This window comes from Clostridium sp. 1001275B_160808_H3, assembly GCF_015550425.1.
Taxonomy (GTDB): domain Bacteria; phylum Bacillota; class Clostridia; order Clostridiales; family Clostridiaceae; genus Clostridium.
Genome location: NZ_JADNAT010000023.1, coordinates 13,956 through 26,623 on the forward strand (window position 1 = coordinate 13,956; position 12,668 = coordinate 26,623).

Sequence of the window (12,668 nt, forward strand, 5' to 3'; positions counted from 1 at the left end):
CTCCTATTCCTTTCTAATAAAAGTAATTTTTATTATATTTTTAGTTTCTTTAGTTATCTTAAATTTATCTGAAACTTTATACCCTACTATCCACGCTATTTCATTATCAAAACATAAAATTGGGATTTCATCTCTTTCCTCAAATGGAACCTTTAAATCAATAAATACATCTTTTAACTTTTTACTTCCCTTCATTCCAAGTGGAATTATCTTATCCCCATTTTTTCTTTCTCTAACAATTAGCTTTTCTTTTATCTTATCATAATCAAAATATTTTATTAATACGTTATTAGAAAATTCTATATTATTTTTATCTTTTATAACCTTAAAATCAATATTATATTTATTAAATTCACTGGTATATTTATTTAATTGATCCTTACCTATTAACACCTCTTTTTCTTCATATTCTTTTTTATCATATGATTTATTTTTTAAGTATATATCTCCATATACATTTTCGGCTACTATTCCATTAGGTAAATCAATTTTTTTGTTTGTAGAATTTTTTGCAAGCTCAATCACTTCATAAATATGCTTCATTTCAAAATTATTGTACTTTCCAGTAAACTCCACAAACGCCTTTTTTATAATTCTTGTTATTATAGCTTTATCTAACAAAAATGCTTCTTTCGATATAACTATATGATTATTTTTATTATTACAATACTTTTTATAACTATTATTGCATTGTTTTTCAATAAAGTCATTATCTATTTGTAATAAATTTGTCATTCTGTTCAAAGTTTCTATTATATCTTTGTTAAAATTCTCCTTCATATAAGGTAGTATATCTAATCTAACTTTATTTCTACTATATATATTTTCTAAATTAGTTTTATCTATTCTAGGATTTAAATTGTTATCTTCACAATAATTTTCTATCTCATCTCTCGAAAGACATAATATAGGTCTTATTATTCCACCTTTTCTTTTACTCCTGATACCACATAATCCTTCTATTCCCGCTCCTCTCATCATATTCATGATAACAGTCTCAGCTTGATCATTGGAATTATGTGCTACTGCTATCTTACTATAATTATGTGTATTTTTTATAAAATCAAAAAAATTATATCTTTCTTCTCTTCCTGCCATTTCATGAGAAATACTTTTTTCTTTAGCTATTTCATCTATATTAATTCTTTTTGAATAAAAATCTATATTAAATTCTTCACATATTTTTTTTGCATATTCTTCATCATTGAAAGCATCCTGCCCCCTTAACATATGATTAACATGAGCTGCTCCTATATCTATATTTAGAGAGTTTCTTAACTTATAAAGTATATGAAGTAAACAAACAGAGTCAGGCCCTCCAGATAAAGCAACCAAAACTCTATCTCCATCTTGTATAAGATCATTTTTAATTATAAAATCCTTTACTTTGTTTATCACATTTATGCTCCTCAGTATATTTATTTTATTATATAATTCCTAATAATCACTTCCCTAATACAGTCTAAATAATATTTTTCTTATAATACTTAAATAATATTAATAATGTTATGAACTTATTTAATTAAACATAAAACTTTTAAGCTATATATCATATTCCATATGAATAATTAAAACATATATAATATAATAACCTTAACATATATATATGTAAACAATTATGATTGCTAATTTTTTCAACATCAAAAATTGAAGAAGATGAGATACCGAATTTATATCCCATCCTCTTTTATTTAATCCTCCTATTAATAAACAGAGTACATTTTGGAAACCAAAACTGTCATATCATCCCATACCTTTCCACCACTTAACACTATCGCCTTTTCAAGAATATCTCTAGATAACGCTGCTGGATTTGTATCTGCATATTGTAAATATTCCTGTAACCAAGAATAGCTTCCAACATTATTTTTATCTATATCTAAAACACCATCACTAATTGAAACTATTATATCACCGTGTTTTAGTTTTACTTTCTCTGAACTTATATCTACACTATCTAATATTCCAAAAGGTAAACTGCTAGATTTAACAACTTTAACATCTTGTCCTCTTTTTATAAAACTAACAACTCCACCTATCTTTATAAACTCTGTTTCACCAGTATATAAATCAACTACACTTAAATCCATAGTAGTAAATTTTTCATCTTCATTAAACTTCATAGCCATAATAGAATTAACTGTATTTATAGCTGTTTTTTCACTAAATCCATTTTCTATAAACCTTTCAATTAAATCAACAGCTAGTCCACTTTCTGTTCCAGCCTCAGGACCAGAACCCATTCCATCACTTACTATAGTTAAATATGTGCCATCATTATTTTTAGAAAAACTATAACTGTCTCCTATTGAAGTTTCGCCATCTTTAGCTCTTGTTGCAGCATAAGAAGTCATATGATATTTAGGAGTCTCTTCTATTATAATTGAGCAATCATTTGTATCAGGATCTATCCTGCAACCTTCACTTGATATTGATACTGGAACTCTCACTAGCCCATTAATTACAGGTAATATGTTCTTAGCACAATAACATCCACCTTCACAGTTATTTAAAGTTAATTTTATTTTCATTCTACCTTTTCTATCTAAATAGCAAAATACATCCTTATATTCTATTTTATTTTTACTTAAGGCCTTCTTTAATACCTTGTCTATTTCTGAGCATATAGATATATCTTTTTCAAAATCTCTTATCATATCTCCCATAGTTTGAGATATATTATTTATATGATTTGCAATTAAGTTTCTTCCTTCTGTTAACCTTGTTTTTAAAGCTTCATTAACAGTATAATTATTTACAATTTCTTGAGCATTTTTCATTAAACTTCTTTTCTTTACGCATTTCTTTTCTAAATCTTGCGGAAAATATATATCATTATTTTCACAACTACTTATAAGTTCAGAAAAACCTTCAAAAGTAGAATGTAAATTACGATCCCAACACCTCTGTCTAAGCTCACAATTGTAACATACTCTATCTGCTAAGCTCTCTACCATAGCAGTTCCTTTATTATTTAATGATAAAATATCATTTTCTCCCAAATTCAATATTGATGCTGATAAACTTGACAATATCGATTTCATTGAGTTAAGCCTATCAACAAACTCATTTTTTACACCATTTAGATGTATATCATTAATAATTTCTGCCTTCTTTTCTTGATTAAATTCCTTATTTATATATTCTATAACCTTTTTAGGAATACTAATTAAAATTACTATAGCTACTACTACTTCTATTCCTCCATAAATAGAAAATTTATCCGAATACATTGATACTATGAAGTAAACAACGGAATATGCTATTGAAGAAAATATCCTTCCCGTATCTTTAAATATTCCAATTATAAGTCCACATAAACCATATAAACCTATAGATATTATTATATCATTATTAGTTATTCCAATGACAAACCCCATCGAAACTCCTATAGCAGATCCTAATCCTGTCCCCCCTATATATGCAAAAATAGCTATTATAGTTAACGCTAATATATTTCTTAAATGAACTCCCAAAATATTTAAGTTACCTATTCCTGCAACCAATAAGCATAATAAAATCCCTATACTTATCAATTCTTCTGTTGAGAAGAAATAATTACTTTCTAATTCATCAACACAATTCAATGCATAATTAAGTATGTACCTAACAGGTATTATACTCAATACCTTTAAAGCCGAAAAAGTTAAATTAACGCCTATAGGCTGATTATTTATTATTAAATTATATATAAAAAATGTTGAAAATATTAAACCAAAAGTTACTGTGTCTCTTTGCTTTAACTCTATTTTATTACATATTTCAATATATAGCATTACTACAACAGCTACTATACAATAAGCAATTGCTCCTTCCAGAGTTTTATATATAGAAAGATATCCAGCAATAATACCTAATAGAGATAATAATATATCTCTTCCCTTCTCTTTTCTTATTCCAATAAGATATGCAATCCCAAAAGGCGCTATCCCCATATCTATAGTTACAGATAATAAAACTCTACTTAACAAAAATCCTATCAAAAAAGCTGCAATTGCACTAATAGCCGTCCCATTTAATCTTAATTCTTTTTTATTTTTTCTATTTTCTAATCTCTTATATGTTGATATATCAACACCATATTGCATATACTCCCCTCCAACTTCCATAAAATGTAATTTAAATTATAGCATTACTTTTAGGAAATATATGTCATATGATGTATCCTATTATCCACTTTCGTTGGACAATAAAATATAAATTTCCTTATATGTATTTAGATACTTTTTTAATATTATATTTATATAAATTTGCTTGAACTCTATGTATACTGATAGTTTATATAGTATTTTAATTATATAAATATCTATTATAAATTTCTTTTAATAGTTTAACTTTTAATACAATTTTGTCACTATAACAAACTTTATGAAGAACAAAATTTTTAAATATAGTAATTTTTTATTTTTGTTTATCATATAATTTATGTTATTAATTTTTATATTTAAACTTATATCTAGTCTTTAAATTAATAAAATTTTATATAACAAAAAAGTACTTAAGAAATCTTAAGTACTTTTGGTGCTGAAGACCGGAATCGAACCGGTACGGTATCGCTACCGCAGGATTTTAAGTCCTGTGCGTCTGCCTGTTCCGCCACTTCAGCGTATATGGTAGCGGAAATAGGACTTGAACCTACGACACCTCGGGTATGAACCGAGTGCTCTAGCCAGCTGAGCTATTCCGCCATTTTATGGTTGCGGGGGCAGGACTTGAACCTACGACCTTCGGGTTATGAGCCCGACGAGCTGCCAACTGCTCCACCCCGCGATATTATAAGTTGAATTTAGCTTGGTGCTGAAGACCGGAATCGAACCGGTACGGTATCGCTACCGCAGGATTTTAAGTCCTGTGCGTCTGCCTGTTCCGCCACTTCAGCATGTTTTTACTGTCGCCCCTCAGCGACAAAATTAATTATATATTATGTTTTCTATAGTGTCAACATATTTTTTAATTTTTTTCTAATAACATTATGTTACTCAAATAATAAAGGACTGATATCCATTATGCAATCAGCCCTTTATAGATTTATATATTAAATTTATATGATGTCTTTATTTATACTGTTAGAAGTTTCTTCTTCCACTTTTAGATTTAAAATCTTGATTCTTTTTTACATCTTGCATTCTTTCTTCGCTGTCCTTTAAGAATCTTGACATTATATCTTCAAAGTTACCTGAATTCCCACCGGATTTCTTATTTTCTGAAGACCAATCTATTTCTATAGGTTTTACTGATTTTTTTTGAACATTTGCTTGCTTAATTGATAAACTTATCTTACCATTATCGTCAATTGATATTACTTTTACCTTAACCTTGTCTTGTTCATTAAGATGTTGTCTAATATCCTTAACGAATGAATCTGCTACTTCTGAAATATGAACTAATCCTGTTTTACCTTCTATCTCTACGAAAGCTCCAAAACTAGTAATATTAACCACTGTACCTTCTAATATGTTTCCTGCCATTAAGGTCATGTTACAAAGATTCCTCCTTAAAAATTAAATAATATATGTTATTATAATAATAACCTTTTTTTGTAGTTTTAAAACATATTCTTTAGTTTTGCGTTTTAGGATTTACAACTTTTTCGCCCTCTTTTATCATTCCTAGCCTATCTCTTGCAAGTTTTTCAATATATTCATTAGAATCAACTTTTTTTAAATCTGCCTCTAACTTACTATTCTTACTTTTAAGCTCTTCTAGCTCTTTTTGGCTAATAATAATATTCTCTTGGATTCTTTTCATTGTAATTTCCTGTTTAATGTAATTAAATACGAAAATTGCAAAAATAAAAACTATAATTAATCTTTTAAGAGTTAATTGCTTTTTAATTGCTCTCACCCTCTTTAAAATATATTATATAATATATTTTAAACACTATACATATTTTATTCAAGCTATTTTTTTATGTTACTACTTTGAATCTACTTTTTTCCACAAATATTATAATATACAACTTTTATAGGATAAATTAAATTTTTCAAAATTATCCTTATAAATTTACTAACTTTATCTATTATATATCTCTCTAACTTTAAAATTGTAGGGCTTATTAATTTTAAATAAATAATCAAGGTTACTATCATGAATATATATACATATGGTCCTAAGAAGGCATAATTAGTGTATAGTAAAAAAGCAAATACTATAAAAGCAGTTAATATCCAAAATAAAATATCTTCTATTATGATTATTATCTTGGGTATTTTTACTCCTCTTATTATGTTATACAGGTCAAACATAATTCCTATCAGTATTCCCGAAAGAATGGAATACATAACTATGTCAAATTGAACATCTATTGATAACGGCATACTTACCTCTATTTAAACAACTTAGAAATTATATTTTCTTTTTCTTTTTTAACTTCTTTACTACTATATACTATGGAAGATATATTTCCTATAATTATTACGTCACCATTCTGTACATCTAATTTATTCATCTTTAATTCTGATCCCTTGATAGTTAAAAACCCTAATTTTGTATTTAATAATATTTTTTCATCATCGAAACTTATGACTTCTTCTACACCTGTAAGTGTTAATCTTTTTCTATTCTCTAAAGTTATATTACCCCTTGGCTCTTCTAACTTATTTTCATTTCTCTTTTCCATCTTATCTCCTCCACATATTCTTTATAAAAATATATGAAGGAGTTATTGTTTTTATTCTTTATCTTCCTCTCCTTCTAATATCTCATACATTTCTTTTGCATTTTCTTTTTTTACATGCTCAACTATATTAATTATTCTTGCTTTTAATGATCTATTTGCAAATTGAATTTCTATTATATCGCCTTCTTTTACAACTGTTGATGCTTTTGCAACTTTATCATTAATAGAAACTCTTCCCCCTTCACAAACCTCTTTAGCAACTGTTCTTCTCTTTATTATTCTAGAAACCTTAAGATATTTATCTAACCTCATAATAACTCTCCTTATTATTTTATATTATCAAAAGAACCCGAGGGAATACTCGGGTTCTAAATATACTACTTATTAACTTTTTCCTTAAATTCTTTACCAGCTTTAAATACTGGAACTGTTGAAGCTGGAATGTTTATAGTTTCTTTAGTTCTAGGATTTCTTCCTTCTCTTGCAGCTCTTTCTCTTGTTTCGAAAGTTCCGAATCCAACTAATTGAACTTTTTCACCTTTTTCTAACGCTTCTTCAACGCTTTCTATGAATGATTTTAAAGCTAATTCAGCATCTTTCTTAGTTAATTTACTTTTTTCTGACATGCTAGTGATTAATTCTGCTTTATTCACAATTACATCCTCCTTAAATAACCCGTTATATATTTTAGTAGTTAACTATTTCTGTTAATATGTACTATAACTACATTCTCTTATTATATATCGTCTTTTGGTGCTAGTCTATAACATTATCAATTTTTTGTTATAAAAGCTATTTATTACAATAAGTTATTTATAGTATAGTATAAACCACTATATATTATTCTTCAAAAAATTTATAAATCCTTCTTTTTCTCATTAAATTCTTTGTTTTTTGCTTGTTCCCATAACAAATCCATCTCCTTTAATGTCATTTCATTTAAATTTTTGTTGGATTTTAAAGCCTCTTCTTCTATAAAAGAAAATCTTCTTATAAATTTTTGTATAGTTGAATTTACCGCTTCTTCTTCATCAATATTTAATTTTCTGGCTACATTAACACATGCAAATATTAAGTCTCCTACTTCATCTTTTATTTTTTCCTTATTATTGGATTTATATACATCTAATACCTCTTTTAATTCCTCTTGCACCTTTAAAGCTGCATCTTCAATATCATCCCAGTCAAATCCTACTTTAGCTGCCTTTTTTTGAACCTTATGCGCTCTAATCAAAGAAGGTAGTGCCTTAGCTATTGCATTCATTTCTTCTGTAACTGTATTAAAACTCTTTTCTTTCCTCTTAAGTTCTTCCCAATTTTCAAGAACTTCTCCACTATTATTAACTTTTCCATCACTAAATACATGAGGATGTCTATAAATCATTTTATTACATATAGATTCAAGTATATCATAAATATTAAAATACCCATCATCTTTACCTAATGAAGCATGGAAAACTACATGTAATAGAACATCTCCTAATTCTTCTACCATTCCATCTATATCATCATTATTTATACTATCTATAACTTCGTAAGCTTCTTCTAAAAGTTGATTTTTAATACTCTCATGAGTTTGTTCCATATCCCATGGACAACCATTTTCTCCTCTTAAAGTATCTATTATTTCAACTAAATCATTAAAATCTTTTTTATTATCCATATCTTTAGGTATATATATAGATGTCAAGTAATCTATATCTTCTTGCATATCAAGCTCATATATTGGTATTTTCCTTACAGATTCTTCTGAAACTATCCCTGCAGCTCTAACATAATATATCTCAGTTTCATCATTATAATATTCAAGTAATCTAAGCTTAACTTCTGATGCTATTAACGGATTGTACACCTGAGTTATTATAGTTCCTATTCTTTTGTCTAAAATTTGATTTTTCATATCAAATGCATCTATAACCTTTAGTCCTTCTATCGGATCAATCTTTAATACATCCATCATAGCATCTATAAAACTTACAGCTGGAAGTATTTCATAACTTATTCCTTTTTCATCGCATAAATTCATAAGATTAAAAACTGATTTTTCTGCAACTAAAGGATGTCCTGGAACTGCATATATTATCTCTTCATCCTCTTTATACTTACTTACTATATCTTCTGCGATGCTATTATAAACCTGATCAAAGCTTTCAGACGTTTCATAATAGTGATCATATGTTTTGAATTCTTTTATCTTTCCTCTTAAATAATCAACAGTAGGATGTTTCTCTGTTCTAAAATAAATATTTTCCCCCTCTTCTAATGCCTTAACTGCTCCTATAGTTAAAGCTTCAGGTGCTCCTGGCCCTAAACCTATTATCTTTATCATTAGGTTCTCTCCTTACTCATTAATTTTTTACAATTCTATTTTTTATTTCGTCTATGCTAAATACCTTTAGTATTAGTATTAATGCCATATATATAATAATACCCAAAAATATAGCTATTAAGCAAGCAGAACCATTACTACCTGTTTTATTAAATAAATATAAATATGATGATAATACTCCAAATATCATAATTAAAGCTGCAATAATTGGTTTTATAGTTGTTTGATATATATTTAATTTTAATTTTAATCTCTTCTTTAGTGAAATTAAGTTTAGTATTGTTGATACTAAGTAAGCTGATATACTAGCTATTACTGCTCCATAAATATTTATATTTGTCATAGGCACTAGCACAAATGTTAAAATAATCTTTACGATACATCCTATAAACAAGTTTATTATAGGTCTAATATAATGACCTATTCCTTGCATAATTGATGTAGTTGTCTGAGTAATTATTATGAATGGAACTGATAAAGATAAGTATTTAAGTATTAATACGCCATCCCATTTCCCGGGAAATATTAGTTTCATTATTGGCCCTGCAAGAAAAAACAACCCTAATGTACATGGCATAGCTATTAACATAGATAGCTTTATTGATAATTGAACTTTTGACTCCAAATCCTTTCTTCTATTCATTATATAATTTTCTGCTATTATAGGAATCAGTGAGGTTCCTACTGCCATAGATAATGTTAATGGAATATTAGTTATTACATTTGCCTTTCCTGTTAATTGCGCATATAAAATAGTTGCACTTTCTGATGTTAAGCCAGCTTGCAAAAGCTTTTGTGGAACTAATATAGAATCAATTAAGCTCATTATAGTCCCTACTGTTGTTCCCACTGAAATAGGTAAAGCAATTTTCAAAATAGAAGTTAGTACTTCTGGGTTACTTTTAACTTTTTTACTCCACATTTGCTTTTTTACTTTTTTATACTTTTCGTGAAGATAAGTTGCTCCTATTACTCCTCCAGCAGCTGCCCCAAAAGCAGCTCCCCCTGCTGCATATTCTATTCCCTTAGGTAAAAATAATATAGCAAGTCCAACTCCTATTATCACCCTTCCTATCTGCTCAAGTATTTGTGATACACCTGATGGAGTCATATTTTGCAGCCCTTGAAAAAAACCCCTATATATAGTCATTATAGATATTACAAATGGTGCAAAGGATATTCCAAGTAAAGCATAATATGATTTCATATCCCACTGAACAAATTTAATAATAGGTTTAGCAAAAAAGAATAATATAAGGGTTGTACCAACACCTAAGAACATCATTAAGATTGTTGATTCTTTTACAACCTCGAATATTCCCTGTATATCTCCCTTTGCCTTTTTCTCTGATATCATTTTCGAAATAGCTACTGGTACTCCTGATGCCATAGCAACGAAAAACATATATAAAGGATATGACATTTGATAATATCCAACACCTTCGTCACCTATAAGCATTATTAGTGGCCATCTAAAGAATAATCCTAAAAATTTCGCTACTATTCCTGCTATTCCAAGTACTAGACTTGCTTTAAGTAGTGATTGTTTCTTCATAAAATACCTCCAAACTCAAAATAGTTCTAGTAAATTTGTATTGTAAGTTTAGAGGTATTATTACTTTATTTTATTGATAACTTTATATTTAATAAAATATTTATTTTATTGTTCCATTTGCTTACCTAAGAAAGCTGAAGCAGTTTCAGATAACTTTAATTCAAGTTCTCCTAGCTTTTCTCCTGATTCTTTTGATAATATAATAACTGCTCCAATTGCATCACCTTCAGCTATTATTGGAGATATTACTTGGCTAGCGTATTTTCCTATTTCTTCATCATTATGTAATGGAATAGTCTTATTTTGTTCTGTTATAAGAACAGCTCTTCTATCTTCCATTATTTTTTCTAATTCTACACTAACTTTTCTTTCCATGTAGTCTCTTTTTGGAGCTCCACTTACTGATATAAATGCGTCTTTATCTGCAATTAAAACAATATGTCCAATTGCTTGTTGCAAGCTTTCAGCATATTCTTTTGAGAAATCTGTCAACTCTCCAATTGGTGAATATTTTTTTAAAATAACCCCGCCTTCTCTATCAGTGAAAATCTCTAATGGATCCCCTTCTCTAATTCTTAATGTTCTTCTTATCTCTTTTGGTATAACAACTCTACCTAAGTCATCAATACGTCTAACAATTCCTGTTGCCTTCATTATTATGAGCTACCTCCTTTTATTAATAATAATTAGTTGCAATATTATTATTTGACTTCTTAGAAATTTTATACACATATAACCAAAATTTATAAAACGATATCATATTGCTAGTTTTCTTAAATAATATATAAAATATATAAAGTTATAATTAATTTATAATACAAGAAAAGACTCAATCTCAGAAATTTATTTAATATAAAACTTATTTAATTTCAAATAATCTTCATTGCCCTTAAAAATTTAATCTCTTATTTTTATAAAGGGGCTCGCGTTTCGCGACCCCCTTTTAAACCATTGATTTTACTTACTTAAAAGCATTTTTAAACTTAAATATAAATTTTATTTATTACTTATATATACGCAAAGAGGGAAGTTCGAATTAGAACTTCCCTCTTTATCAGCTAATATCAAAATTTATTTTAATACAATCCTTTTTTAATAACCTCTTATATTAAAGTTTATCTTCATATGTCTTTACATTATAATCTTTTTTCCATTGTTCAATAGAATTTGAATAAATTTCATTTTTCTTTTCATTTTCTAATGTAGTCTTTATAGAATCCTTTGATTCATCAAATGTTCCTTGCTTAACATCAGTTACTTTAATTATATGGTAACCAAATTGGCTCTTTACAGGTTCTGATATTTCGCCATCTTTTAATTTTTTAAATGCATCTGTAAACTCTTGCACATATTGAGTTGTATTATATGGAGTAACCCCTAAGTTCCCTCCATTTTCTTTAGTTCCTGTATCTTCTGAGAATTCTTTTGCTAGTGCAGCAAAATCTTCACCATTTGCAGCTCTTTCTCTTATTTCCTTAGCTTTCGCTTCATCTTTTATTAAAATATGAGAAACATTAGCTTCACCAAAACTATCTTTATTTTCTTCATAATATGTTTTTATTTCATCGTCTGATATGTTAACATCCTTAAATAAATCTTCAGTTACTTTTTGAGTAGCTAATTGATTTTTCATGTTTTCTGTAAGCTTAGATGTATATTCATCTAAAGTCATTCCAGCTTGCTCAAGAGCTGCATTAAATTGTTCATCACTGCCATAACTAGTCTTTAAATTTTCTATATACTTTTGAACCTCAGCATCAACTTCTTCTTGAGTTGGAGTTAATCCCAATTCTTCTGCTTTTTTAAGCATCATTTTTTCTTCAACTAATAAATTTATTGCTTGAGTTCTTAAAGCTTTCACTTGCTCTGCCATATCTGGATTAGTATCATATTCAGATCCATATTGTTGTAAATACGGATCAGCGATTTCATCTACTTCTCCCTTAGTTATTTTTACATCTCCAACCTTTGCTAACACAGTATTTTTTATTGCTTCTGGTGTCTTTTGTATCATTTCACATCCAACTGCTGAAAAAGCAAATATACTTAAAGCTCCTGCAGCTATAATTTTCTTAATTTTAATCACTTATGTTCCCTCACTTTTCTTTTAATTTGTTTCAATACCATTATACATAACTAGTATATCAATATTGTGTCAGTTATTC

Annotated in this window: 12 protein-coding genes and 4 tRNA genes; all 16 read right to left on the reverse strand. The window is 27.8% G+C overall.

The features are described 5' to 3' along the window. Positions 1-3: 3 nt before the first annotated feature. Positions 4-1,398 (reverse strand): tRNA lysidine(34) synthetase TilS, encoded by a 1,395-nt coding sequence (gene tilS / locus I2A75_RS14795; RefSeq protein ID WP_195265925.1) that lies wholly within the window; start codon positions 1,396-1,398, stop codon positions 4-6. A 305-nt stretch (positions 1,399-1,703) separates the two neighbouring features. Beyond that, entirely contained in the window at positions 1,704-4,088 is a 2,385-nt protein-coding gene (gene spoIIE / locus I2A75_RS14800; RefSeq protein WP_195265927.1) for a stage II sporulation protein E, read from the reverse strand. Between the two features lie 431 nt (positions 4,089-4,519). After that, positions 4,520-4,606, reverse strand: a tRNA-Leu gene (locus tag I2A75_RS14805). A gap of 5 nt (positions 4,607-4,611) precedes the next feature. Continuing rightward, positions 4,612-4,688, reverse strand: a tRNA-Met gene (locus tag I2A75_RS14810). A 6-nt stretch (positions 4,689-4,694) separates the two neighbouring features. Further along, a tRNA-Met gene (locus tag I2A75_RS14815) sits at positions 4,695-4,770 on the reverse strand. A 22-nt stretch (positions 4,771-4,792) separates the two neighbouring features. Continuing rightward, positions 4,793-4,879: transfer RNA gene (locus I2A75_RS14820), tRNA-Leu, on the reverse strand. A gap of 187 nt (positions 4,880-5,066) precedes the next feature. After that, entirely contained in the window at positions 5,067-5,477 is a 411-nt protein-coding gene (locus tag I2A75_RS14825) for a S1 domain-containing RNA-binding protein (protein WP_195265929.1), read from the reverse strand. Positions 5,478-5,559: 82 nt separating this feature from the next. After that, positions 5,560-5,844: a septum formation initiator family protein gene (locus I2A75_RS14830; RefSeq protein ID WP_308463897.1), complete on the reverse strand. Its 285-nt coding sequence runs from the start codon at positions 5,842-5,844 to the stop codon at positions 5,560-5,562. Between the two features lie 83 nt (positions 5,845-5,927). Next, positions 5,928-6,317, reverse strand: coding sequence for a spore cortex biosynthesis protein YabQ (gene yabQ, locus I2A75_RS14835; RefSeq protein ID WP_195265931.1), 390 nt, complete (start codon positions 6,315-6,317; stop codon positions 5,928-5,930). A gap of 8 nt (positions 6,318-6,325) precedes the next feature. After that, entirely contained in the window at positions 6,326-6,619 is a 294-nt protein-coding gene (gene yabP / locus I2A75_RS14840; protein WP_008681654.1) for a sporulation protein YabP, read from the reverse strand. 51 nt (positions 6,620-6,670) lie between these two features. Further along, the gene (locus I2A75_RS14845; protein ID WP_142691423.1) at positions 6,671-6,931 is read right to left on the reverse strand and encodes an RNA-binding S4 domain-containing protein; all 261 of its coding nucleotides are present in this window, start codon (positions 6,929-6,931) and stop codon (positions 6,671-6,673) included. A gap of 65 nt (positions 6,932-6,996) precedes the next feature. Further along, complete coding sequence (locus tag I2A75_RS14850; RefSeq protein ID WP_008681650.1) at positions 6,997-7,272, reverse strand: HU family DNA-binding protein; 276 nt, start codon at positions 7,270-7,272, stop codon at positions 6,997-6,999. 203 nt (positions 7,273-7,475) lie between these two features. After that, on the reverse strand, positions 7,476-8,948 hold the full coding sequence (mazG, locus tag I2A75_RS14855) for a nucleoside triphosphate pyrophosphohydrolase (protein ID WP_195265934.1): 1,473 nt from the start codon (positions 8,946-8,948) through the stop codon (positions 7,476-7,478). Positions 8,949-8,967: 19 nt separating this feature from the next. Next, on the reverse strand, positions 8,968-10,503 hold the full coding sequence (locus I2A75_RS14860) for a polysaccharide biosynthesis protein (RefSeq protein ID WP_195265936.1): 1,536 nt from the start codon (positions 10,501-10,503) through the stop codon (positions 8,968-8,970). Between the two features lie 105 nt (positions 10,504-10,608). Further along, positions 10,609-11,157 (reverse strand): stage V sporulation protein T, encoded by a 549-nt coding sequence (gene spoVT / locus I2A75_RS14865; protein ID WP_195265938.1) that lies wholly within the window; start codon positions 11,155-11,157, stop codon positions 10,609-10,611. A gap of 454 nt (positions 11,158-11,611) precedes the next feature. Then, positions 11,612-12,589: a peptidylprolyl isomerase gene (locus I2A75_RS14870; RefSeq protein WP_195265940.1), complete on the reverse strand. Its 978-nt coding sequence runs from the start codon at positions 12,587-12,589 to the stop codon at positions 11,612-11,614. Positions 12,590-12,668: the final 79 nt, after the last annotated feature.